Annotated in this window: 19 protein-coding genes and 1 riboswitch; of the genes, 7 read left to right on the top strand and 12 right to left on the bottom strand. The window is 74.0% G+C overall.

Translation table 11 applies throughout. The features are described from left to right. Window positions 1-32: 32 nt before the first annotated feature. Window positions 33-1,247 carry a TerD family protein gene (locus ABIA32_RS04245; RefSeq protein WP_370092420.1) on the bottom strand — a complete coding sequence of 405 codons (1,215 nt, stop codon included), beginning with the start codon at window positions 1,245-1,247 and terminating at the stop codon, window positions 33-35. Next, the gene (locus ABIA32_RS04240) at window positions 1,244-2,017 is read right to left on the bottom strand and encodes a hypothetical protein (RefSeq protein ID WP_370092419.1); all 774 of its coding nucleotides are present in this window, start codon (window positions 2,015-2,017) and stop codon (window positions 1,244-1,246) included. The genes ABIA32_RS04245 and ABIA32_RS04240 overlap by 4 nt, the downstream gene beginning before the upstream one ends. 167 nt (window positions 2,018-2,184) lie before the next feature. Between ABIA32_RS04240 and ABIA32_RS04235 the strand changes: the two genes are divergently transcribed. The 7 genes from ABIA32_RS04235 to ABIA32_RS04205 all read left to right on the top strand — a co-directional run bounded on the left by ABIA32_RS04235 (window position 2,185) and on the right by ABIA32_RS04205 (window position 13,615). After that, on the top strand, window positions 2,185-3,678 hold the full coding sequence (locus tag ABIA32_RS04235) for an aldehyde dehydrogenase family protein (protein WP_370092418.1): 1,494 nt from the start codon (window positions 2,185-2,187) through the stop codon (window positions 3,676-3,678). A 331-nt stretch (window positions 3,679-4,009) separates the two neighbouring features. Continuing rightward, on the top strand, window positions 4,010-6,544 hold the full coding sequence (pepN, locus tag ABIA32_RS04230) for an aminopeptidase N (RefSeq protein WP_370092417.1): 2,535 nt from the start codon (window positions 4,010-4,012) through the stop codon (window positions 6,542-6,544). A gap of 2 nt (window positions 6,545-6,546) precedes the next feature. Then, window positions 6,547-7,638 carry an amidohydrolase family protein gene (locus ABIA32_RS04225; protein ID WP_370092415.1) on the top strand — a complete coding sequence of 364 codons (1,092 nt, stop codon included), beginning with the start codon at window positions 6,547-6,549 and terminating at the stop codon, window positions 7,636-7,638. Between the two features lie 334 nt (window positions 7,639-7,972). Next, window positions 7,973-10,618, top strand: coding sequence for an AAA family ATPase (locus ABIA32_RS04220; RefSeq protein WP_370092414.1), 2,646 nt, complete (start codon window positions 7,973-7,975; stop codon window positions 10,616-10,618). A gap of 200 nt (window positions 10,619-10,818) precedes the next feature. Further along, window positions 10,819-11,496: a uracil-DNA glycosylase gene (locus ABIA32_RS04215; protein ID WP_370092413.1), complete on the top strand. Its 678-nt coding sequence runs from the start codon at window positions 10,819-10,821 to the stop codon at window positions 11,494-11,496. A 275-nt stretch (window positions 11,497-11,771) separates the two neighbouring features. Then, entirely contained in the window at window positions 11,772-12,380 is a 609-nt protein-coding gene (locus tag ABIA32_RS04210; protein ID WP_370092412.1) for a hypothetical protein, read from the top strand. 173 nt (window positions 12,381-12,553) lie between these two features. After that, complete coding sequence (locus tag ABIA32_RS04205; RefSeq protein WP_370092411.1) at window positions 12,554-13,615, top strand: SCO1860 family LAETG-anchored protein; 1,062 nt, start codon at window positions 12,554-12,556, stop codon at window positions 13,613-13,615. Here the strand turns inward: ABIA32_RS04205 and cobC are convergent. The 10 genes from cobC to ABIA32_RS04155 all read right to left on the bottom strand — a co-directional run bounded on the left by cobC (window position 13,584) and on the right by ABIA32_RS04155 (window position 23,916). Continuing rightward, complete coding sequence (gene cobC / locus ABIA32_RS04200) at window positions 13,584-14,672, bottom strand: Rv2231c family pyridoxal phosphate-dependent protein CobC (protein ID WP_370092410.1); 1,089 nt, start codon at window positions 14,670-14,672, stop codon at window positions 13,584-13,586. The two genes, ABIA32_RS04205 and cobC, sit on opposite strands and share 32 nt — an antisense overlap. Then, entirely contained in the window at window positions 14,662-15,588 is a 927-nt protein-coding gene (locus ABIA32_RS04195; protein WP_370092409.1) for a sirohydrochlorin chelatase, read from the bottom strand. The genes cobC and ABIA32_RS04195 overlap by 11 nt, the downstream gene beginning before the upstream one ends. After that, window positions 15,585-16,202 (bottom strand): precorrin-8X methylmutase, encoded by a 618-nt coding sequence (locus ABIA32_RS04190; RefSeq protein ID WP_370092408.1) that lies wholly within the window; start codon window positions 16,200-16,202, stop codon window positions 15,585-15,587. The genes ABIA32_RS04195 and ABIA32_RS04190 overlap by 4 nt, the downstream gene beginning before the upstream one ends. Next, window positions 16,199-16,423 (bottom strand): DUF362 domain-containing protein, encoded by a 225-nt coding sequence (locus tag ABIA32_RS04185; protein ID WP_370092463.1) that lies wholly within the window; start codon window positions 16,421-16,423, stop codon window positions 16,199-16,201. Before ABIA32_RS04185 ends, ABIA32_RS04190 begins: the two co-directional genes overlap by 4 nt. A gap of 227 nt (window positions 16,424-16,650) precedes the next feature. Then, window positions 16,651-18,372: a precorrin-3B C(17)-methyltransferase gene (gene cobJ, locus ABIA32_RS04180; RefSeq protein WP_370092407.1), complete on the bottom strand. Its 1,722-nt coding sequence runs from the start codon at window positions 18,370-18,372 to the stop codon at window positions 16,651-16,653. Further along, on the bottom strand, window positions 18,369-19,631 hold the full coding sequence (gene cbiE / locus ABIA32_RS04175; protein ID WP_370092406.1) for a precorrin-6y C5,15-methyltransferase (decarboxylating) subunit CbiE: 1,263 nt from the start codon (window positions 19,629-19,631) through the stop codon (window positions 18,369-18,371). Before cbiE ends, cobJ begins: the two co-directional genes overlap by 4 nt. Next, window positions 19,628-20,764, bottom strand: a complete 1,137-nt coding sequence (locus ABIA32_RS04170; RefSeq protein ID WP_370092405.1) for a cobalt-precorrin-5B (C(1))-methyltransferase — start codon at window positions 20,762-20,764, stop codon at window positions 19,628-19,630. The genes cbiE and ABIA32_RS04170 overlap by 4 nt, the downstream gene beginning before the upstream one ends. Continuing rightward, window positions 20,757-21,599 (bottom strand): precorrin-4 C(11)-methyltransferase, encoded by an 843-nt coding sequence (gene cobM / locus ABIA32_RS04165; RefSeq protein WP_370092462.1) that lies wholly within the window; start codon window positions 21,597-21,599, stop codon window positions 20,757-20,759. The genes ABIA32_RS04170 and cobM overlap by 8 nt, the downstream gene beginning before the upstream one ends. Window positions 21,600-21,655: 56 nt before the next feature. After that, on the bottom strand, window positions 21,656-22,426 hold the full coding sequence (gene cobI, locus ABIA32_RS04160; RefSeq protein WP_370092404.1) for a precorrin-2 C(20)-methyltransferase: 771 nt from the start codon (window positions 22,424-22,426) through the stop codon (window positions 21,656-21,658). 29 nt (window positions 22,427-22,455) lie between these two features. After that, a riboswitch (cobalamin riboswitch) is annotated at window positions 22,456-22,585 on the bottom strand. 92 nt (window positions 22,586-22,677) lie between these two features. After that, on the bottom strand, window positions 22,678-23,916 hold the full coding sequence (locus ABIA32_RS04155; RefSeq protein ID WP_370092403.1) for an FAD-dependent oxidoreductase: 1,239 nt from the start codon (window positions 23,914-23,916) through the stop codon (window positions 22,678-22,680). Window positions 23,917-23,948 lie beyond the last annotated feature (32 nt).

Genomic DNA, 23,948 nt, shown 5'->3' with positions numbered 1-23,948 from the left:
CGCCGGTCCGTCCGTCTGTCTGCTGCGGTGGGTCAGAGGGAGGCGGCGCCGATCCTGACCATTTCCTTGACCGTCTTGCCGTCGGCGTAGACGCCCAGCGCCGTCATCACCCACTCGCCGGTGAGCATCCGTACCAACTTGCACATCAGCACGCCGGTGCGCGGCTCGGCGTTGGTGAGGTCGAAGCGGACCAGCTCGGTGTTGGTCGTCGCGTCCACCAGGCGGCAGTAGGCGTTCCTGACCTCGGTGAACTTCTGGCCGCTGTAGGAGTTCACGGTGAAGACCAGCCCCGTGACCTGCGGCGGGAGCCCCTGCAGATGCACGGTGATGGTCTCGTCGTCGCCGCTGCCCTCGCCGGTCAGGCTGTCACCGGCGTGCTGGATCGCGCCGTTGAAGCCGCTGAGGTGGCTGAACCAGACCTTCTCCAACTCGCCGCGCTGGTTGTCGTAGGCGACGACGGAGGCGTCCAGGTCGATGCTGCGGGCATGCCGGGCGGGCTCCCAGCCGAGGCCCATCCGCACCGAGGCGAGGAAGGGCTTGCCGTCCTTGATCAGGGAGACCGAGCTGCCCTTGGTGAGCGAGACGCGGCCCTTGTCGAGGGTGACCCGCGTGGTGGCAGGGGCAGGGGCAGGGGGAGTGGGCGCTGGGGCGGCCGGCGGTGCGATCGGCGCCGGGACCGGCTCCCAGACCGGGGCCACCGGCGGGGATATCGGAGCCGGAGCGGCAGCGGCAACGGTGGGGGCGGCGGCCGGGCCGGGGTCGTCGACGACGACGCCGAAGTCCGTCGCGATCCCCGCGAGTCCGTTCGCGTAGCCCTGCCCGACCGCGCGCAGCTTCCATGCGCCGCCGCGTCGGTACAGCTCCACCACGACCAGGGCCGTCTCGACGCCGAGCCGCGCGGGGGTGAACGTGGCCAGCGCCTCGCCTGACGTCGCGTCGCGCACCGTCGCCGTCGGCTCCGTACCCGCGAAGGTCGCGGCCGCGTCGTCCAGGCTGGCCGTGACGACGACCTTGTCGACGTCCGCGGGGACGGCACTCATGTCCACGGTGATGCCACCGCCCGGCGTCCAGCGGACGCCGGGGCCCTCGGGCGCGTTGAAGAAGACCAGGTCCGCGTCCGAGCGGACCTTGCCCGAGGCAGCGAGCAGCAGCGCGGAGACGTCCAGCGCGCGCGGCGCGGCGACCTCCACGGTGACCCGGAGGGCGCCCAGCGGGACGTTGCCGCCGGAGCTGAGGACTTCGGTCACGTGGGCCTCCAGGGGCGGTGCTGATCTCGCGGCTCGGGCGGCTCGGACGGCTCCGACCCGGCGGACAGGTCGGACGGGCCGGCGGGACCGGCCTCGCCCACACGGTAACCGCTGTGGGCTGCGGACGGAGGAGGTTGACGCTCGTTGAGTTGCCTGCGGCACTCCGCCGCGAGGTGCGGGTACGCCGCACCGATTGCCTCGTAGACGCGGCGGCGCAGTAGCAGCTCCGCCTCGGCCCGGCCGGCCGTGCCCGCCAGTCCGTCGAGCACCGCGTCGTAGTCGGTGAGGGCGTGCCGCAGGTAGTTGACCTGCCAGCGGCGCAGCGCGCCGGGCTCCGCGGCGTCGACGCTCGCCGGGGCGGGCCGGTGCTCGACGCGGCGACAGGCGCGTTGCGCGTCACGGTGGTTGCGGTGCGCGACCGCGCGAGAGGTGAGGCAGTCGGGAGCGAGTCTCGGGACTCGGATGCACAGGCCCGCGACCTCGGCCAGCACTGCCCGCCGACGTCGCTCGGCGGCGGCACGGGAACAGGAGGCCCGCCGGGAGGCGGCGGAGGCGAGCGCGGCGAAGGCGTCCGTCGCCTCGGCGGCCTCGACGCGTGCGACGGCGTAGAGGCGGGAGGGCGCGGCGCCGTGGAAGTGCGGGTTGCGGACGGTCTTGTCGGGCGCGCCCAGCAGCTTGGCCACCATGCTCGGTGTCCAGCCGCGATGGCGCAGCCCGGCGAGGGAGAGATAGCGGTGGGTGATGGGAGGAGTTGGAGTGTCGGCGTTCATGGCCACCCCCGGATGCTGGTGGGCCTGGTCGGGCCCGGCGTAGCGTGTGCGTCCGGTCTAGCCGGAGGGACTGACAGCTCCCCGGGGCCGCCATCGGGCTCGTCGGCGCGGTAGAATCATGTGACATTGCAGTGATGGGTTTCGCTGAGCAGCAGGGAGGGCGCGCCATGGGCGCCGAGTCGGTCTGGAGTCTCGATCCGCGAACGGGCGAGCGGCGCGGGGACGCACCCGTCGCTGTCGCAGCCGACCCGGCGGCGGTCGACGCCGCCGTCCGCGCCGCGCACGCCGCGCTGCCGGCGCTCGCCGATCGTGCGCGCCGGTCCGCGCTCCTTCGCGCCGCCGCCGCGCGCCTGCACGCCGGAGGCGAGTCGCTGGTCGCCGCCGCCGACGCGGAGACCCGGCTCGGAACAGCCCGCCTCACCGGCGAACTCGCGCGCACCGTCTACCAGCTGCGCTACTTCGCCGACCTGGTCGACCGCGCCGCCGACGCAGGCGGCTTCCTCGACATCCGCACCGACACCGCCGACCCGGGCCTGACCCCGCCCCGCCCCGAGCTGTACCGGGTGCAGCTGCCGCTCGGCGTCGTCGGGGTCTTCGCGGCGAGCAACTTCCCGTTCGCGTTCAGCGTCCCCGGCGGCGACACCGCGAGCGCGCTGGCGGCCGGCTGCCCGGTCGTGGTCAAGGCGCACCCGGACCACCCTGAGACGTCCGAGCTGGCCGCGGCGGCTCTGCGTGCGGCAGCGGTCGAGGTCGGTCTGCCCGAGGGAACGATCGGCCTGGTGCACGGCTTCGCGGCGGGCCCCGAGCTGGTCCGCCATCCGCTGCTGGCAGGCGTCGGCTTCACCGGCTCGCCGCGCGGCGGTCGCGCGCTGTTCGACCTGGCGGCCGCCCGCCCGCGGCCGATCCCAATTCACGGCGAACTGGGCAGCGTGAACCCCGTGCTGGTCACCCCGGCCGCGCTGGCCGAGCCCGGCGCGGTGGAGCAGCTGGCAGCGGGACTGGTCGGCTCGTTCACGCTCGGGATGGGACAGTTCTGCACGAAGCCGGGCCTGGTCCTGCTGCCGGCGGGCTCGGTGGGGGACGCGTGTGCGAAGGCGGTCGCCGACGCGACGGCGCAGGTCCCGGCCGGGGTGCTGCTCGACGCGCGGATGCGGGAGGCCTTCCTGGACGGCTTCGCCGCGCGGGCCGCGCTGACGGACGTGCAGGCCCTCGCCCCCGCAGGGCCTGCGGCGTCGGCGGAGGCGCCGCTCGCCGTCCTGCCAGGCGTGCTGAGCGTGACGGCGGAGGCCGCCCTGCGCGACTCCCACGAGCTGCTGCTGGAGGAATGCTTCGGCCCCGGGACGGTCCTGGTCCGCTACGCCGACGCGGACGAAGCGGCGGCGGTGCTCGGCCGGATGGACGGCTGCCTCACCGCGACCCTGCACACGCCCGCCGACGACCCGCAGGCCCCGGCGTGGCTCGCTGCCCTCGCCGCCTTCGCCGGACGCGTCCTCTTCGGCGGCTGGCCGACGGGGGTCGCCGTCGCGGACGCGATGCAGCATGGCGGCCCGTACCCGGCCGCGACCTCCTCCGGCACCTCGGTCGGCGGCGCGGCGGTCGAGCGCTGGCTCCGTCCGGTGGCCTTCCAGAGCGTCCCGCAGGCGTTGCAGCCGCGCCTGTGACGCATACGAGGTAGTTGCAGCACGCTGGGGGCGCGGGGAACTGCGCGAGAAACCACCCCGTGCGGATGGCCCTGATCGTTCGGCCTGCCAGCTCCGTGGGTGGCTTGTCGCGCAGTTCCCCGCGCCCCTGGAGGTTGCAACTGGCCCTTCGTCGTGACGTGTCGCGCCACGCCGCGGAGCCGCAGATCGGCAGAGTCCCGCGCCCCTGGAGGTTGCAACTGGCCCTTCGTCGTGAAGTGTCGCGCCCACGCGGCGAAGCCGTCGCGCCCCTGGAGGTGTAACCGCGGCGTGCGGACGCCCTGTGGGTCCCGGCAGGGGTGGAGCGCATAGCATGATCTCCATGTTTGCCCTCACCCGCGCCGAAGCCGAGGTTCGCCGGCGGCTGCTCGACGTCCGCTGCGTCTCCGTCGAACTGGATCTGACCGTCGGGGCCGAGGTGTTCCGGTCGGTGACCGTGATCAACTTCGGTTGCCGGACGCCCGGCGCGGGCACCTTCGTGGACGTCAAGGCCGCGACGCTGCACCGCGTCGTGCTCAACGGCCGGGAGCTCGACCCCGACGCGCTGGACGACGGCCGGTTCCCGCTGGAGGCGCTCGCCGCCGACAACGAGCTGCTGGTCGACGCCGACATGGCGTACTCGCGGACCGGCGAGGGCATGCACCGCTACGTAGACCCCGCCGACGGCGAGGTCTACGTGTACACCCAGGCGTTCCTCGACGACGGCCCGCGCGTCTTCGCCTCCTTCGACCAGCCCGACCTCAAGGCGCCCTACCAGGTCACCGTCACCGCGCCCGCCGAGTGGACCGTCGTCGCCAACAGCACCGGCGAGCGGGAGCACGTCGACGGCCCGGACGGCGACGCCGTGCGGACGCGCTTCGCGCCGACCGCCGCGATCAGCAGCTACCTGGTCTGCGTCGTCGCCGGGCCGCTGCACTCGGTGCTGTCCGAGCACGACGGGATTCCGCTCGGTCTGCACTGCCGCCGCTCCCTCGCGCCCTACCTCGACGCGGACGCGGACGAGCTGCTCACCGTCACCCGGCAGTGCTTCGACGCCTACCACGGGCTGTTCCGTCAGCGGTATCCGTTCGGCGGCTACGACCAGTGCTTCGTCCCGGAGTTCAACGTCGGCGCGATGGAGAACCCGGGCTGCGTCACCTTCCGCGACACCCTGCTGTTCCGCTCCGCCGTCCCCGAGACCGAGCGCGAGCACCGGGCGATGATCGTCGCGCACGAGATGGCCCACATGTGGTTCGGCGACCTGGTCACCATGCGCTGGTGGGAGGACCTCTGGCTGAACGAGTCGTTCGCTGAGTACATGGGCTTCCGCGTCGTCGCCGAGTCGACCCGCTTCGCGGGCGCGTGGACCTCCTTCGCCGGCACCAAGGCGTGGGGCCGTGACGCAGACCAGCGCCCGTCGACCCACCCCGTCGCCCCGGAGGGCGTCGCCGACACCGCCGACGCGCTGCAGAACTTCGACGGCATCTCCTATGCCAAGGGTGCCGCCGCCCTGCGACAGCTGGTCGCCTGGCTCGGCGACGAAGCCTTCTTCGAGGGCGTGAACCGCCACTTCGAGGCGCACGCCTTCGGCAATGCCACCCTGGACGACCTGCTCCAGGCCCTGGCCGGGGCGAGCGGGCGCGACGTGCACGCCTGGGCCGAACGCTGGCTGCGCACCACCGGCCTGGACACCCTTCAGCCCGTCGACGGCGTGCTCCAGCAGAGCTCCGCCGACGGACAGCTGCGCCCGCACCTGATCACCATCGGCAGCTACGACCGGCTGCCGGGCGGTGCACTGACGCTGCGGCACCGCAAGGCGCTGGAGCTCGTCCCCGGCACGCCGACGCCGTTGCCAGAGCCCCGCGCGGAGCTGCTCGTGCCGGACGACACCGACCTCGCCTTCGCCAAGATCCGGCTGGACGAGAAGTCCTGGTCCGCCGTCAGGGAGTCCCTCGGCCGGATCCCGGACGAGCTCGCTCGCGCCGTGCTCTGGAACAGCGCGCGGGACCAGGTGCGCGACGGCGAACTGCCCGGCTCCGCCTACCTCGAACTGGTCGCCGCGCACCTGCCGGGCGAGGACTCCGTGCACCTGGTCCAGGACGTGCTCGCCTTCGCGCGCGGCGTCGTCGCCGACCAGTACCTGCCGCCGCACCGTCGCCCCTGGGCGCTGGCCGTGATCGTCGAGGTCTGCCGCACGCTGCTGCGCCGGACCGAGGGGGACGCGGCCGCGACCGGCCTGCGACTGGTGGCCGTGCGCGGTCTGCTGGGCGCGGCGACGACCCCCGCCGAGCAGACCGAGCTGGGCGAGTGGCTGGAGGAGGGCGCCGTCCCGGGCGGCCCCGAGCTGGACCCGGCGCTGCGCTGGCAGCTGCTGCTGCGGCTGTGCGTGCTCGGCGCGGTCGGGGAGGCCGAGATCGCCGCCGAGGTGAACCGCGACCCGAGCGCGACCAGCGCCGAGGGCGCGGCCCGCTGCCGGGCCGCGCTGCCGGCCCGCGAGACGAAACTGGCGGCCTGGGAGGCGGTGTTCGCCGGCGACCTCTCCAACTACCTGCTGGCCGCGTCGATCGACGGCCTGTGGCAGCCCGAGCAGCGCGAACTGCTGGACGAACTCGGCCTGCCCGGACGGTTCTTCCCTGATGCCGTGGCGGTGGCGCAGCGTCGCGGACCGGCGATCGCGCGGACGCTGACGACGCAGAGCGGCTTCCCGCTGTTCGCCGCGACGGCCGAGACGCTGGGGCACGGCGAGCGTCAGCTGTCCCGCGACGACCTGGGCGCGGCACTGCGACGCGGCCTGACGGACCGTCTGGACGACATGCGCCGAGCCGTGCGCGGGCGGATGCTGGACGGCTCCGCTGTGGAGGGGGAGTGACGATGGATCAGCCGGTGCTGCACGTCAGCGGACGGATTCTGGTCGGCCCTGAGGATGTCAGGGACGAGCTGTGGGTGATCGACGGTCGCATCAGCTTCACCGCGCCGGGCACGGGGGCCGAGGTGCAGTCCGTGCGGGGCTGGGCTCTGCCCGGCCTGACCGACGCGCACTGTCACGTGGGACTGGACGCGCACGGCGCGGTCGACGAGGCGACCAGCGAGAAGCAGGCCCTCGCCGATCGCGAGGCCGGTGCGCTGCTGCTGCGTGACGCGGGCTCAGCGGCCGACACCCGCTGGCTGGACGAGCGTGAGGACCTCCCGAAGGTCGTCCGCGCTGGACGTCATATCGCTCGGACGCGGCGCTACATCCGCAACTACGCGCACGAGATCGAGCCCGACGAGCTGGCGGCGTACGTCCGCACGGAGGCACGGCGCGGGGACGGCTGGGTCAAGCTCGTCGGCGACTGGATCGACCGCGACCGCGGCGACCTCGCGCCTTGCTGGCCCCGGGAGGCGCTGGAGCAGGCGATGGCGGCGGCGCACGCGGAGGGCGCGCGGGTGACGGCGCACGTCTTCGGCGAGGACGCCCTGCGCGACCTGGTCGAGGCGGGCATCGACTGCGTCGAGCACGCGACGGGCCTGACCGAGGACACCATCCCGCTCTTCGCGGAGCGCGGCGTGGCGATCGTGCCGACGCTGGTCAACATCGCCCACTTCCCCGAGCACGCGGCTGCGGGCGAGGCCAAGTTCCCCGCGTACGCGGGGACGATGCGCGCGCTTCACGGCCGCCGTTACGCGACGGTGGCCGCCGCGTACGAGGCGGGCGTCCCGATCTTCACCGGCACGGACGCGGGCGGCTCGCTCCCCCACGGGCTTGTCGCCCAGGAGGTCGCCGAGCTGGTCCGTGCGGGCCTCCCGCGCGTCGCTGCGCTGTCTGCGACCACCTGGGGCGCGCGGTCGTGGCTGGGCCGTCCCGGCTTGGACGAGGGCGCGCCGGCGGATCTGGTCGTCTACGCGCAGGACCCCCGGGAGGACGTGGGCGTCCTGCTGGACCCCCAGGCGATCATCCTGAACGGCCGACAGATGACCGTCTGAGGATCTCGACCACCTCAGGTTGCAGCACCTCAGGGGCGCGAGGAACTGCGCGAATAACCACCCTGTGCGGACGGCCCTGCTCGTTCGGGGACTCACCACACGGGGTGGCTTGTCGCGCAGTTCCTCGCGCCCCTGGATGTTGCCACGGACCCTCCGTCGTGACCTGTCGCGCCTACGCGGCGGAGCCGCAAATCGGCAGAGCCTCGCGCCCCTGGGGAGGTGCAACTGGTCGTCTGCGCACAGGTGCACCCGCGTGCCTGGAAATGCAACTCGCCCTCGCGGGATCGCTGTGGGTACTACGCTCGAACGCGGAACGTGGAACACGGAGGTCAGCGTGCGTCTGCTGCTGGAGCGGGACAACGAACTGGCCGCCCTGCGCGCGGCTGTCGCGGAGTTGGCCGAGGGGGAGCGCGCCGAGGCGGTGAACGACCGGCTGCTCCTGGTGACCGGCGCGGCCGGGCTCGGGAAGACCAGCATGCTCGCCGCCGCGCGCAGAGACGCCGAGGCCGCCGGGCTGCTCGTGCTGGCCAGCCGTGGCGGCGAGCAGGAGCAGGGCTCCGCGTTCAACGTCGTGCGCGGGCTGCTGCGCACCCTGCTGGAGGAGGCGGGCGAGGAGGGCCGGCGCCTGCTCCTCGGTGGCTGGTACGAGATCGTCGGCGCGGCCCTCGGCCTGGCATCCACCGGAGGCGCGCCCGACGCGCAGGGTGTTCGCGACGGGCTGGACTGGGTGGTCACCAATCTCGCCGTGTCCAGGGGACCACTCGTCCTGATCGTCGACGACGCGCACTGGGCCGACGCCGACTCGCTGGCCTGGCTCGCCGCCTTCTCGTCCCGCGTCGCCGAGCTGCCGATCCTTCTCGTCGTCGCCTACCGGCCGGACGAACTGCCGGACTGGGCCGACGCGTTCCGTGCCATGGCCGGTGACAACGGCGTCCGGCCGCTCGGTCTCTCCGCGCTCACCCCGGAGGCGGTCGACGCCCTCGTCCGCGAGATGTACCAGCAGGACGGCAGGAGCGCCGCCGTCGAGGACGGCTTCTCCCGCGAGATCTGGGCCGTGACCGGGGGCAACCCGTTCGAGACCGTGGAGCTGGTCGCCGAGGCGCGGGAGCGCGGCATCGCGCCTGCCGAGTCCTCCTGGGGGCAACTGCGCGAGCTGGCCTCGGAGAACACCGGCCACGGGATGATCGCGCGTCTCCGGAGGCTCGGCCACGGGCCGGTCAGCCTCGCCCGCGCGGTGGCCGTGCTGGGCATCGCCACGCCGCTCGACCTCGCCGGCGTGGTCTCCTCGCTGCGCCCCGCGGAGGCCGAGGCCGCGGCGGAGAAGCTGCGCGCCTCCCGTATCCTGACGGGTCGGCAGATCCTGGAGTTCGTCCACCCGCTGATCGCGACCTCCGTCTATCACAGCATTCCCGAGGAGACCCGGACGGAGCTGCACGACCGGGCCGCCTGGTCCGTGCTCGAGGCCGGACGCAGCCCGGTCATCGCCGCGCGCCACTGGCTGGAGGTGCCGCCGCAGGGGAACGCCGGACGCGTCGAGCAATTGCGCGCAGCCGCACGCTTGTTCCTCCAGTCGGGCGCGCCCGAGACCGCGCAGCGCTGCCTGGCGCGGGCGGCGGCAGAGCCGCCGCCGGTCGCCGAGCGGGCCGAGGTGCTCTTCGAGCTCGGCTGCTCGACCCTCCTCTACGACCCGGCGGCCACCGCCGGGCAGCTGCGCACGGCGCTGCGCCAGCCGGTGATCCCGGAGCGGCTGCGTGAGGAGATCAGCGTCCGGCTCGCCCAGTCGCTCGCGCACAGCAACAACCTGGCCGAGGCCGCGATGACCATGGCCGACGAGGCGCTGCGCACCGACGACGAGGCCGTACGGCTCAAGATGCAGGTGTGGAACTTCATGTGGTGCGCCTTCGACGCCTGGGAGGAGGGCTCGGAGGAGCGCTCCAAGCGGCTGGCGGACCTGGCCGAATCCCTCGACCATCAGGGCGATCGCAGCATGGCCGCCCGCTACGTCCTGGGCCTGCGGGCCTGGGACGCCACTGTGCGCGGCGAGCCGGTCAACGTCGCCCTGCACTACAGCGACCTGGCGCTGAGCGGTGAACTGCGCTGGGCGCACCCGGAATGGGGCTTCGAGGTCCCGGTCCTGGTCGCGATGACGTACATGTACGGCGACCGTCCCGAGCGCGCGCTGGAGCTCTTCGCCCAGGGCATCGCCGAGTACGAGGAGGCGGGCTGGCGCGGCGCGCACCTTGCATTCGGGCACACCATCCTCGGCTATGTCCACTACCGCACCGGAGACTTGGCGGCGGCCGAGGCCAGCGCGCGGCTCGGCCTCGAGCTCGCCAACCGCGTCGGGGAGGGCACCCCTGCTCACTGGTACGCGGTCGGCACGCTGATCGCGGTGCTGACCGCGCGGGGCGAGCTGGACCAGGCCGACCTGCTCGCGGACCGCTACACGTTCCACGCCCCCTACTCCAACGCGGTGGTCTTCCCCGACGCGCAGACGGTACGCGGCGGGCTGCTGCTCACGCAGGGCGCCTTCGTCGACGCCGAGGCCGAACTGTCCGAGGCGGGCGCACGTTTGGACGGCCGCAGCATGCGCAACCCTGGCTGGTGCGGCTGGGAGCGCGCACTGGCCGCCGCCTGCGCGGGCCTCGGCGATCTCACACGGGCCCGCGAACTGGCCGCGGACCAGCTGGAACGTGCCGAGCGCTACGGGACGCTGACGGCGATCGGCGTCGCGATGCGGGCCTCCGCGGAGCTCACCGTGGACCCGGAGCAGCGCGTCGCCGAGCTGGAGACCGCCGTCGGGATCCTGGATCGGGCACCCGCGCCCTACGAGCGCGCCCGCGCCGTCTTCGACCTGGCCGACGCGCTCGCCTCGGCAGGCCGCGACGCGGCCCCCGCCTTCCGCCGCGCGGCCGATCTGGCCGAAGCCTGCTCGGCGGACGGCCTGGCGCGGCAGGCGCGCGCCCGCGCGGAGTCGTAGCGCGCGACGGGGCACCACCCGACGTGCTTCGAACCGCCGGAGCATGACTGGGACTTCATCGTCCATCCGGGGCCGGACCCACGGGTCTCGGATTCCGGTGGGGCCCGCTGCGATCCGCGTTCGCAAGGTCGCGTCAGCCGGGGCTTCGGCTCACGGTCCCTGGGCGCGGGGTGGGTTCAGGCAGGGCCTAAGCTTGCCGGATGGCAGCGCGTCCTTTGAGTGAGATCGTCGAGTCCGGCTGGGCCACGGCCCTGGAGCCCGTGGCGTCGCAGGTGGCGACGATGGGTGACTTCCTGCGTGGCGAGATCGCCGCCGGCCGCAGCTATCTGCCGGCCGGCGCGAACGTGCTGCGGGCGTTCCAGCAGCCGCTGGCGGATGTGCGGGTGCTCATCGTTGGGCAGGATCCCTACCCGACGCCGGGCCACGCCGTCGGCCTCTCGTTCTCGGTCGCGCCCGAGGTGCGGCCGCTGCCGGGGAGCCTGGTCAATATCTACACCGAGTACCAGCGCGACCTGGAGCTGCCGGCCCCGTCCAACGGCGACCTCACTCCGTGGACCCAGCGTGGCGTGCTGCTGCTCAACAGGGTGCTGACGACCGCCCCGCGCAACCCCGGTGCGCACCGGAACAAGGGCTGGGAGGCCGTCACCGACCAGGCCATCCGAGCGCTCGTCTCGCGCGGCACGCCGCTCGTCGCGATCCTGTGGGGCCGTGACGCGCGCAACCTGCGTCCGCTGCTGGGGCAGGTGCCCTGCGTCGAGTCTGCGCACCCGAGCCCGATGTCGGCGGACCGGGGCTTCTTCGGCTCTCGGCCCTTCAGTCGCGCCAACGACCTGCTGGTCGGGCAGGGTGGCCAACCGGTGGACTGGCGGCTGCCGTAGCGGGCAGCGCTGAAGCGCTGTCGGCTCGGTTCCCAGCGGCGAAGCCGCTCAGCGGGGTCGTACGGCGTCACCCCACAACCGCTCCAGAATCGGCCCCGAGGGGCCTGCGCCGAAGCTCGACACCGGCCATGAGCGCGAACGCCCGGCCCGACTGCCCGACACGTGAATCCGCCCCGAACCCGCCTGCTGTCGGTCACTTGGGCTATGGTCCGTCGCGAGACACGTGGGTGCCCGCATGGGGCCAGCTTTGGGCAGTTGGGCGGGGGCGCGGCAGAGTGGTTGAGCGTGGGGATCGGAAGGGCTCGTCGGCGGACGAGGCGTCGGCGGAGTGGCGAAGGGCGCTGGTCGGCCATACCGACGCGGTGCAGCACCACTTGCGCGTGCGCTTGCGGGTCGCGGCGTGGGGTCTGGGGCTGGTGGCCATGACGGCTGCGTCGACCGCGATGAGCTGGCTGATCACCACGCCGACGACCGAGGACTACATGTACCCCTCGTCCGGCCTGCAGACGCGCTTCTTCGGCCTGTGGGACGTGCCCGGCCTGTACAGGAGTCCCGTCGGCGAGCAGGCGACGAAGTGGATCGCTCTCGCGGTGCTGGGACTCCTGGTGGTTACCTTGCTGCTCGCCACGGCACTCGCCGCGAACGGGGACGCGGGTGCGAGCAGCGCGCGCACCGTCGGGGTGGTCGCCTGTCTGACGCTCGTTCTTGAGATCGTCCTGTACGTCAATATCGAGACTCGACCGGCCGAGGCCGGCTACCACGCCGGGGTCGGCGCGAACATCGGTCTCGGGCTCACGGCAGCGCTCGCCCTGTGGGCCTTCGTCTCGGCTCCTGCGCTGACCGGGGCCACGCTGCGGCTGCGCGAGGCGAGTCGCCGGCTGTGAGCGAACGCCCGTGGTGACTCCTGGGGTTTCTGAGGATGTATCACTCTTACGAGTGAACTGACTGCGTGTGCTGACGTCGTGACGGACGGTTCGCAAGAATTGGCGGCGTCCGAGATCGTGCACTGCCCGTACGCGCTGCGCGTGCACGTACGTTCCCAGGTGGGGGTTACACCGTGTCTTCCCGTCGTCGCTTCGCCATGCCCTTCGCGCTCTCCGGCGCGCTCGCCGCCGTCTCGCTGCTGGGGGTGGCCGAGCCCGCCCACGCCACGAGCGGCTCGGGGACCGCCTCCGCCACCACCGCCGAGGTCGGGCTGGACGTCAAGCTGCTCAACGGATCGGTCGACGTACCGGTCGACGTCACGCTCAACAAGATCACCGCGCCCGCTTCCCGCAGTGGCGCCGCCCTCACGGCCGTCGTGTCGGGGGTCGAGGCCGGGCAGCCGGTCAACCTGCTGATGGCGCAGGTCGGTGAGACGGACGCAACGGTCGACGCGAGCGGTTCGCACGCCTCGGTCGTGCTCACCGACGCGAAACTGCACCTGCCGGGCCTGCCGTTCACCACGCTGCTCGGGGCGCACCTGGTCTCGGCCAAGGCCGACTGCCCGGTCAACGGCGCGCCCACGGCCTCGGCGGAACTCCTGGGGCAGGTCAAGGTGTTGGGCATCGGAGTCAGCCTGAGCGCAGCGGGGCTGACGAAGGTACCGGTGCCGGGGCTCGGCGAGGTCGACCTCTGGCTCTCCAAGCACAGCACGACGTCCAGCACCGCCGCGGCGACCGCGCTGGAACTGGACGTGACGGTGAACCCGCTCAACCTGAACGTCGCGGCGGTGACCGGGAAGATCACGCTGGCGGACGTCTCCTGCACCAAGGGCGACGGGTCCTCGTCCGGCACCAGTGGCAGCTCCAGCGGCGGCAGCGGTAGCAGCGGCGGCAGTGGCGGGCCGACCGCGACCGGCACGCCGATCCAGGGCGGCACGGGCGGGACCGGCGGGTCGGGTACCGCCGGTGGCGGGACCGGTGGTTCGGGGGGCGGGTCCGTCAGCCCGAGTGCCTCCGTCACGGCGAGCACGCCGGCCACGGCGGGGGACACCGGCACGACCGGCGGCTCGGGTTCGACTCACCTCGCCATGACCGGCAGCAGCAGCGCCACCCCCGTCATCGCCGGGGGCGCGCTGATTCTCGTCGGCGCAGGCGCCGGAGCCGTCATGCTGACGCGGCGGCGCCGTCGCGGCTGAGCCCGCCGCTCGCCCGCCGCGTGAGCACCTCGGCGAGGGCGGCGCAGAAGGCGTCCGTCGTTGCCCGGTCGCGGACCGCGATCCGCAGCCAGTTCGTGTCGAGGCCGGGAAAGGTGTCCCCGCGGCGGACCGCGAACCCGGCCTCGCGCAGATCGAGCCGGACGGCGTCCGCGCCGTGCAACTCGATCAGCACGAACGAGGCCGCGGGCGTTCCGTGAACGCGGACGCCCGGCAGCGAGGCCAGGCGCGAGAGCAGGTGGTCGCGGTCGGCGGCGTTCGTCCTCGCCGCGGCCTCGGCCTCGGCGAGCGCGTCGGGCGTGCTGCAGGCGATCGCCGCCGCCAGCGCGGGGGAGGAGACCGGCCACAGTGGCTGGGCGGCCTCCAGACGGGCGATCAGCTGCGGCTCGGCCAGCACGTAGCCGATGCGCAGACCAGCCAGACCCCAGGTCTTGGTGAGGCTGCGCAGGACGACCAGGCCCGGCACATCCCGACGTCCGGCGAGGCTCTCGCGCTCGCCGGGCACAGTGTCGGCGAAGGCCTCGTCGACCACGAGGACCCGGCCCGGCCGGGCCAGCGAGGCCACCGCATCGGCCGGGTGGAGCACGGAGGTGGGGTTGGTGGGGTTGCCGACCACGACCAGATCGGCATCGGAGGGGAGCGCCGAAGGGTCGAGTCGGAACCCCGCCTCCGCGCGCAGCACGTGCCGGGCCACCGGGTGGCCCGCATCGCGCAGCGCCGCCTCCGGCTCGGTGAACTGCGGGTGCACCACCAGAGCCTGACGGGGCGTCAAGGCCCGTGCGAGCAGCACGAAAGCCTCTGCGGCGCCCGAGGTCAGCAGCACCTCGTCGGGTGGGCGGCCGTGCCGGGCGGCGACGGCCGCGCGGGCTGCCGCGCCGTCAGGGTACGCGGCGAGGCCGGCCACGCTGTCCGTGAGGACGCGGCGCAGCCAGGCGGGAGGCGTCCCGGTGCGCACGTTGACGGCCAGGTCGGCCAGGCCACCGCCGACCTCGGTGTCGCCGTGGTGGCGCAGCCGCACGAGCTCCGGGTCAGTGGGCATGGCTGGGAGAGTGGTGGCCGTGGTGGTGGTCGCCGTGGCCGTGTCCGTGACCGTCGTCGTGGGCGGGGTCGTCGGGGTGGTGGTGCGGGCGCTGGGGGGCGCCGACCTTGGCCTCGAAGCCCGGCATCGCGATCCGGTAGACGCAGGTGTCGCAGTTCATCCGCAGATCCCCGGCCTGGGTCTCGCGGTAGCGCTCCAGCACCAGTTCGGCCAGCTCCTCGGTCGCGCCGAGCACACCCGCCTGGCGCACGACCAGCTCCGGGTGGACGGCGGCCCACTCGCTGGTCTGCGCCTCGACGCGGTCCGGCAGGATGCCGGTGAACAGGAAGTACGGCAGCACCACGATCCGCTTGGCGCCGAGCAGGCGGCAGCGGGTCAGTCCCGTCGGCACGTCCGGCGCGGCGAGCGAGACGAAGGCCGTCTCGACGCCGGCGAGCCCGCGGCCCTCCCAGAACAGCCGGGCCACCTTGGCGACTTCGGCGTTCGCGTCGGGGTCGGTCGAGCCGCGCCCGACCAGCAGCACGGTGGTGTCGGCCCGCTCCTCCGGCGTCACGACCTCGTCAAGTCGTCGCTCCAGCACGGTGAGCAGCGACGGGTGCGGGCCGAGCGGGCGGCCGTAGCGGAAGCTGGTGCCCGCGTGGCGCTCGCGCTCGCGCACCAGCGCGGCGGGGATGTCGCCTTTGGCGTGTCCGGCGGAGACCAGCACCAGCGGCACGGCGGCGAAGTGCTTCGCGCCCTGGCCGACGAGCTCGGCGACGGCGTCGGCGAGCGGCGGAGGCGAGAGCTCGATGAAGCCGCCGCCGACGGGCACCTCGGGGAGCCGCGCCTTGAGGGACTCGACGAAGTCGCGGAAGGCCTCCGCGCCGGCGTCGTCGCGGGTTCCGTGGCCGACGAGCAGCAGGGCGGGGGAGGTCACAGGTTCTCCTCGGGGGAAGCGGGGGCAGTCTCGTAAAGATCGGGGTAGAGCAGGGCGTTGGCGGCGGCTGCGGCGACGGCGGAGCCGCCCTTCTCGGAGATGTTGCTCACGGCGGGCAGCCCCGACGCGCGCAGCGCGGCCTTGGATTCGGCCGCGCCGACGAAGCCGACCGGCAGGCCGATCACCAGCGCGGGGCGCGCGTCGAGCAGCAGCAGCTCCTCCAGCGCGGTCGGCGCGCAGCCGATCACCCAGACGGCGCCGTGGCCGACCTCGTCCAGGGCCATCCGCACGGCAGCGGCGGAGCGGGTGAGTCCGGTGGCCGGGTCGCCCTTGGCCTCGCGGACCCGGCAGAGCGCCTGCCGCTTGGTGATCCCGGCCGCGACCATCTCCACGTCCGCGACCAGCGGCGCGCCCGCGGCGAGCGCGTCGGCGGCGGCGCGCAGCACGGACTCGTCGGCGATCACCAGGTCGTCGAGGTAGGCGAGGTCGGCGCTGGAGTGCACGATTCGCTCCGCGACGGCGCGGGTCAACGGCGGCAGGTGCGAGGTGTCGGCGCGGGCCCGCAGCCTTCGGTAGGACTCCTGCTCGATGGGATGGACCTGACGGCGAGTCATGGGGTGGGCTCCAGTGGGTGGTCGACGAGGCCGATCGCGCCGAACGTGTCGATCGAGTCGAGCACGTCGATCGCGTCGACCGGGCAGACGTCCAGGCACTCGAGGCAGCCGGTGCAGAGGTCCGCGAGGACCAGCAGCGGGTTGCCGTGCGGGCGGATGGCATGGGTGGGGCAGGTCAACAGGCAGGCCCCGCACCCCTGACAGCGGTCACTGACCGCCACGGGCGCGAAACGCGCTGCGCGCGGCGGTGAGCTGGGCACGGCCTGGGTTCCGGGGGCGGCCGAGTCCGGCTCGCGCAGGGTCCACTCGCCTTCTCGCGCTTCGGCCCCGCCGCTGGGCGAGGTTCCTCGGAAGCAGTGGACGGCGGGCCTCAGCGTGCGCGGGGCCAGGTCGGCTGCGCGCCTTTCGCTCCCGGCTCCGCTGCCCCCGGAGTGGACTGGCGCCCCGCTCACTCCTGCCACCGGTAGCCGCGCGGGGTGACGAAGCGGCCGGCGATCTCCCGCGAAGCGGTGTTGCCGACCGTCACCACGGTGAACATGTCGACCTCTGCCGGGTCCAGCGTCGCCAGCGTGGTGACCTTGTGCCACTCGTCCGGGCGGGAGACGGAGCGGGCGATGCCGACCGGAGTGGTGGGCGCGTCGCGGTGCTCGGAGAGGATGGCGAGAGCCTTCGGCAGCTGCCAGTCACGGGCGCGACTGCGCGGGTTGTAGAAGGTGACGACCAAGTCCGCCTCGGCCGCCGCGCGGACGCGGCGCTCGATCACCTCCCAGGGCGTGTGCAGGTCGGAGAGGCTGATCGAGACGTGGTCGTGGCCGAGCGGCGCGCCCAGCAGCGACGCCGCCGCCATCGCCGCGGTGACGCCGGGGACGCCGACCACGTCGATGTCGTCACCCGCCTCGGCCAGAGCCGGGGACGCCATCGCGTAGACGCCCGCGTCGCCGCTGCCGATCAGCGCGACGGCGAGGCCCTGCTGCGCCAGCCGCACCGCGCTGCGGGCGCGCTCCTCCTCCGCGCCGAGGCCGGTGGCCTCGATCCGGACGCCGGGGCGGAGCAGGTCGCGGATCTGGTCGACGTACTGGTCAAGCCCGACGATGACGGACGCGCGGCGCAGCTCCGTGCGAGCGCGCTCGGTGACCAGGTCGCGCGCGCCGGGGCCGAGGCCGACGACGGCGAGCCGACCGCGTGCCGGGCGGCGGGCGACGGCGACGGTCGCCATCGCGGCGCGACCCTCGGGAGCCGACTTGCGCTTGGGGACCATGAGTTCGTGCGCCCCCGCGCCGAGCAGGGCCGCCGCCTCGGCGACGCTCGGGGTGCCGACGGCGTCGAGCGGTGCGTCCGACGGGTTGGGCACGGCCACGGCGGCGAGCTCGGCCGCGCGGAAGAACCGCACCGGGACGCCGAGTTCGGCGGCTGCGGCAAGCAGTCCGGGCTCCTCCGCCTTGGCGTCGACGCTGGCGAGGCTGTGCAGCCCGCGCTCGCTCAGGCCCGCGTCGGCGAGCGTGGCGCGGACGAGGGTGAGGATCTCGTCCGTCGGGGCGCCCTTGCTCGCGCCGACGCCCACGACGAGGCTGGGCGTGAACAGGTGGATGGTCGGACCCGCCTGGCTGTCTGGCAGTTCGTCGCCCACGACGATCGTCGGGGAGCCCGCCGGGGCATCGCCCGACACGTTCGTCGGCAGCGCGGGGAGCGGGAAGCGGTCGCCGCCGAGCAGGCGCACCGGCGCGCCGTCGAGGATCGCGCGGCTGACCGCCGCGACCTCGCCGGTGACGGCCAGGCCGAGCGTGTCCAGGCCCGGCAGGCCGATGGCGTCGGTCGCGGTGGTGACGACGGGCTGTGCGTCCAGGGCGGCCGCGACCCGCGCGGCCAGCGCGTTCGCGCCGCCCTCGTGCCCGCCGACGAGCGCGACGGCGAAGCGGCGCGCCTCGTCGACGCACACCACGCCGGGGTCGCTGTGCTTGTCGGAGCCCTCCGCCGCGAGCAGCGGCGCGAGCAGACGCACAGTCGCGCCGGTGGCGAGGAAGCAGACGAGTTGGCTGCACTCGCCGTACGCGCGGCGCAGCGCCTCGCCGACCGGGCCCTCGTAGACGCGGGTCTCGTCGGGCCGCAGGGCCTCGGCGAGTTGGGTGGCGGCCTGGCGGCCTGCGGCGGTGGCGGCGATCAGGCCGATCACGTCAGTACTCCTGTGTGGTGCGAAGAGTCGGGCGAGGGAGAGGCGAGGCGCGTGCCCCAGAGGACGAAGACGGGGTTGGTTGCGGCGAGCCGGGTGACCTCGCCGGGCAGCGGTGCGAGGCGGTTGGCCTGCAACTGCACGCCATCCGCTGTGAATCCGGCGGCGAGCAGGGTGCGGCGCACCTCGGGGACGCGGTCCAGGGCCGCCAGCGTGACGACGACCGTGCGACGGGCCCGCGCGCTCGCGGCGGCCACGACGGCGGGCAGGTCCGCACCGCCGCCGCCGACGAAGACGGCGTCGGGGGCTGGGAGTTGGGCGAGCGCGTCCGGTGCGCTGCCGTGCACGACGGCGACGGCGTGGCCGACCCCATGCGCTTCGGCGTTGGCGCGGATGCGGGCCACGCCATCGGCCGCGCGCTCCAGCGCGACGGCCGCCGCGCCCAGGCGCGCGCACTCGACGGCGACCGAGCCGCTGCCGGCGCCGACGTCCCAGACCAGCTCGCCGAGGCGCGGACCGAGCCGGGCCAGCGCGAAGGCGCGGACCTCGGCCTTGGTGAGCATCGCGTCGCGGTGCTCGAAGGCCTCCTCCGGCAGTGCCCAGCCGCCCTCGGGCGGTCCCTGGTAGCCGGCGACGGCGCGCATCGTGTCCTCGACCGCGGTTTCGTCGGCCAGGCACAGGACCACGTTGACGGCGGGCCAGTCGCGCGCGGCGGCCTCGGCGGGTGTGAGTTCGATGACGCTCTCGGCTGGGCCTCCGAGGTCGGCGGCGACGACGAGGCGGCGGTGCAGGCCCGGCATGGCGAGCAGGGCGGCACCGATCTCGGCCGGGCCGGCGCCCGGCGCGGTCAGTACCGCGACCTTCCGCTGCGAGCGGCAGATGTTGAACGCCCGGCGCGGATCGCGCCCGTGGGCGCTGACCACGACGGCGTCGTCCCACGGCGCGCCGAGGCGGGCGAAGGCGCGCGCGATGCTGCTCACGCCGGGGCGCACGTCGAGCGCGGCCGTGCCGAAGCGTTCGGCCAGGGCGCGGACGATGCCGAAGAACCCCGGGTCGCCGGAGGCGAGAACGAGGACGCGGACGTCCGGGTCCTTGTCGCGCAGCGCGGCGACGGCATCGAGCGCGGGCGCGAGCGGACCGAGCACGAGCGCGCGGTCGCCAGGGACCTGCGCGGCGTCGAGGTGGCGGCGCGCACCGAGGACGAGGGCGGACTGGGCGACGAAGGCGGCTGAGGGCTGGGCTTCGCCGAGGACGGTGATCACGGCAGCAGCACCCCGCCCGTCGAAGCGATCACTGCTCGCCCGGTGAAGTCGACCATCGCGACCTCGGCCGCGAGCTTCCCCTCGCTGAACCGCACCATCACGTCCGCGACCTGCTCGCACAGCAGCAGCCCGGCCGGGGCCAGCACCCCCGCCGCGTCCCAGAGCTCGTAGGCGTGCCGCGCGGTGTTGGCTGCCGCCACCTCGGCCACGACCTCGGCCGGCGAGCCGACCGCCGCTGTGATCTCGGCGAGCACGTTCGTGTCCACCTTCGACCGCGTGTAATGGGTCATCAGCACGCCCGCCGCCAGCTTGGTCAGCTTGCCGACCATGCCGACGAAGACCGCGCGCTCCATCCCGCCCTCGACCGCGCGGCGCAGGGCAGCACCGGTGAAGTCGCCGACCTCGACGAAGCAGACGTCGGGGAGCGAAGGGATCAGCGCCATCGCGCCCTTCTCCGTCCGCCCGCCCGTGCACAGCACGATCGCCCGCTCGCCCTGCGCGGCCGCGACCGATACGGCCTGCTCGACCGAGGCCCGCCAGGACGCGGTCGAGAACGGCCGGACGATCCCGGTGGTGCCGAGGATCGAGATGCCGCCGATGATGCCGAGCTTGGCGTTGGTCGTCTTGCGCGCCCGCTGCTCGCCGTCCGGCACGCTGATCGTCACGTCCACGCCGCGCTCGGCGAGGTCCACGACCTCGCCGACCGCCTGCGTGATCATCGCGCGCGGCACCGGATTGATGGCGGGGCCGCCCACCTCGAGGCCGAGGCCCGGCTTGGTCACCACGCCCACGCCCACCCCGCCGTGCAGGGCGATGCCGGGCTCGTCCCGCCATGCCACCGTGGCCGTCAGATGCGCGCCGTGGGTGACGTCCGGGTCGTCCCCGGCGTCCTTCACCACGACGGCCTCCGCCCGCCCCGGGCGCAGCAGTTCGCACCGCTCGACGGCGAAGCCGACCCGGTTGCCCGAAGGCAGCGCGACGTCGACCTGCGCCTGCGGTTCGCCGCCGACCAGCAGCAGCGCCGCCGCGCGTGCGGCGGCGGAGGCGCAGGTGCCGGTGGTCCAGCCGCTTCGCAGCGGACCCTGACGCACCTTCGCGGTGCGCGGAAGATCGGGCTCCCGCAGCTCAGCCATGGCTGTCGGTGGCCGTCGGCGCGAGCTCGCCTCCGGCGTTGGCGCCGACGGCCTTGAGCGAACGCCGGGCCGCGCGGTCGGCCTTGCGGAAGGTGTGGAAGTGGCCGGGGTGGTAGAGGTGCGAGCGGGTGCCCTCGGCCGCCAGCGCCGGGCCGACCAGGAAGAGCGTGTGCTTCCAGAGCTTGTGCTCCTTGACCGTCGCCTCCAGCGTGGCGACGGTGCAGGTCAGCAGCAGCTCTTCCGGCCAGGTCGCCTGGTAGGCGACGACGACCGGCGTCTCGGGCGCGTAGCCGCCCTCCAGGAGCTCCTCGACCAGCTGCTTCGTGCGGGCGGCGGAGAGGAAGATCGCCATCGTCGTTCCGTGGCGGGCGAACTCGCGCACCTCCTCGCCCGGCGGCATCGGCGTCTTGCCGCCGCCCAGCCGGGTGAGGATGACGCTCTGCGCGACCTCCGGGATCGTCAACTCCCGCTGGGCCAGCGCCGCGACGGCCGCGAAGGAAGAGACGCCGGGGACGATCTCCGTCTCCAGGCCGAGCTCACGGCAGCGGTCCAGCTGCTCCTGCACGGCGCCCCACAGCGAAGGGTCGCCGGAGTGGATCCGGGCGACGCGCGTGCCCTCGCGGGCGGCGCGCTCGTAGACGGCGAGCACGTCCTCCATCGGGATCAGCGAGGAGTCGAGGATCTCCGCACCCTCGCGGGCGTGCTCCAGGACCTCGGCCTGGACCAGGCTGGCGGCCCAGATCACGGTGTCCGCGTCGGCGATGGCGCGGGCGGCGCGGAAGGTCAGCAGGTCGGCGGCGCCGGGCCCGGCCCCGACGAAGGTCACCTTGCCGATCGCGGTCGCCGTCGCAGTTCCGGTCCCGGTGGCGTTCTCAGTGGTGTTCGCGCTGGTCACAGCTTTCCCCCTCGGCCCTCGCGCCGCGCCGGAGCGATCAGCGTCGACAGATACGGCAGCGTGCCGTCGATCGGTGTTCCTGGCTCGCTCAGCTGCTCGTCCGGCAGGCCGAGCGCCGCGCCCCAGACGGCGTTTCCTTCGCGGTCGGCCTCGCGCAGCGCGTCCCCGACCTGCGCGGCCAGGCGGCCGAACTTGTAGGCGACGACGGTGCCCGGCCCGGCCAGGGCCTCCTTCAGCACGGCGGCTCCGGCCGTCACCGGAACCAGCGTCAGCGGCTCGGTGCCCTCGGCGAGGACGGTGCCGCTGCGGGCGGCGAGGTCCTGCATCGCGGTGATCCCGGGGACGGTCTCGACCGTCAGGTCGGGGACCAGCTCGCGCAGGGTGTGGGCCAGATAGGTGAAGGTGGAGTAGACGTTCGGGTCGCCGATCGTCGCGAAGGCGACCGTCGCTCCGTGAGACCCGTCGTCGTCGCCGTCACGCTCCCGCAGCAGCTCCGCGACGCACGCGCCGGCCTCGTCCCAGGCGGCCTCGCGTCGGGCCCGGTCCTCGCGCTCGTTCAGCGCGAAGACGACCCGCACGATCTTCGCGGCGTCGGCGTGATGCAGCACGGTGGCCTCGGCGCGCCCGGTCTCACCACTGTCCATCACCGGCACGACCACGGCGTCCGCTTCGCGCAGTACACGCACGGCCTTGACGGTGACCAACTCGGGGTCACCCGGTCCCATGCCCACGCCGATCAGGCGTGGGCCAGACGCGCGTACGCGCACGGCAGCAGTCCTCACTCGGGGTCCGCGCCCCGGCTCGTGGTGACGGCGGCCAGAGTTCCTGGCTCGCGGGGCGGCGCTCCGCCTCCCCGCTGACAGTGGCGGGACCGCGCCGGACTCGCACCGGACTTCCTCGTCATTGCCGCCGTAAATCAATAATTCAGGCCTCGAAATCCCACCATGCTGCGCGTATGGCAGTCAACCGGACGCCCTGTGGGCTGAGCCACGTGCCGCAGTGCCGCGCTCACCCCCCCTCAGGACCCGCCCGCGCGGGCGGCGACGGCCGCGCTGATCCGCGCCGAGGCGAAGTCGGTGCCGCAGACGAAGCGCATGAACGGGCCGAAGCTCGCGGCCGCCGGGAGGCCGGTGAACCAGAGTCCGGGGACGGTGGAGCACATGCCCGCGTCCAGGGCGGGGAAGCCGCCGACCCGGACCAGGCGGGTGCGGAGCTCGGGCGAGAGGAAGGGGAGTGCGCCCAGATCGACGCGGTAGCCGGTGGCGGCGAGGACGTGGTCGGCGGTCAGGTCAAGGGCCGCGCCGGCGGGCGTGGCCGTGGTGAGGACGACCTTGTCGCCCTCGCGCCGCGCCCCGCGCAGCTGCCGGCCGGCGTGCACCGGGAAGACACCGTCGGCGCGCGGACGGAGCCACCAGGCGCCGCTCGGTCCGAGCACCTCCTTGACCAGCCGCAGCCGCAGTCCGGGCGGCAGCGGACGGAATGCCTGCGGGTAGCGGGCCATGGCCCACAGCGACCAGGCCGGCCCCATCGGCGACTCCGGCTGCCAGCGCAGCCCGCTCGCGGGGGGCCCGCCGAAGCGCACGCGCGGGGTCCGCGCCACCAGCTCGACCTGCGCGCCCGCTTCGTGCAGCAGCGCCGCGCCCTCCAGCGCGGACTGGCCGGCGCCGACGACGAGCACGGAACGGCCGGCGAGCGCGGCCAGGTCCGTGTGCTGGGAGCTGTGCGAGACCGGGCCGTCCGCAGAGGGCCCGTCCGGTGCGAGCTGGGCGAGCACGTCAGGGACGTGGGCGAAGCCGGTCAGTCCACTGGCGACCACGACGGCGCGGGCGGAGAAGGTCTCCCCTGTGTCGAGGGCGAGGTTGAAAGACCCGTCTGCGGAATCACTTTGACGGACCGACAGCACACTGCTCCGCTCCAGGAACGGAACCAGCTCCCGCTGGAACCACTGCCCGTAGCGGGTGAACAGCTCGATCGGCACCCGTTCGTGGTCGCTCGGCGCCGTCTCGCCGGTCGCGCGACAGAAGTCCGGCAGTGCGTGACCGGGGGCCGGGGCGGAAATGGTGGACGCGTCCGGCGTCGACTTGAGGAACATGCCGGCGGGCATGGTGTCGCGCCAGCTGTGCATGGGATCGCCGAAGGCGCGCACGGACAGTCCGGCGGCCCGCAGATGAGCGGCGGCCGACAGTCCGTACGGACCGGCGCCGATCACGACGACGGTGCGCGAGCCAGGGCGGCTCCCCTGCGCGGGGTGGGACATCGCAGGCTCCTTCCTCTCGCAGTGGTGCGCGG

Source organism: Streptacidiphilus sp. MAP12-20 (genome assembly GCF_041262525.1).
Classification (GTDB): Bacteria; Actinomycetota; Actinomycetes; order Streptomycetales; family Streptomycetaceae; genus Streptacidiphilus.
This window is presented reverse-complemented; position numbering and strand designations above follow the sequence as displayed.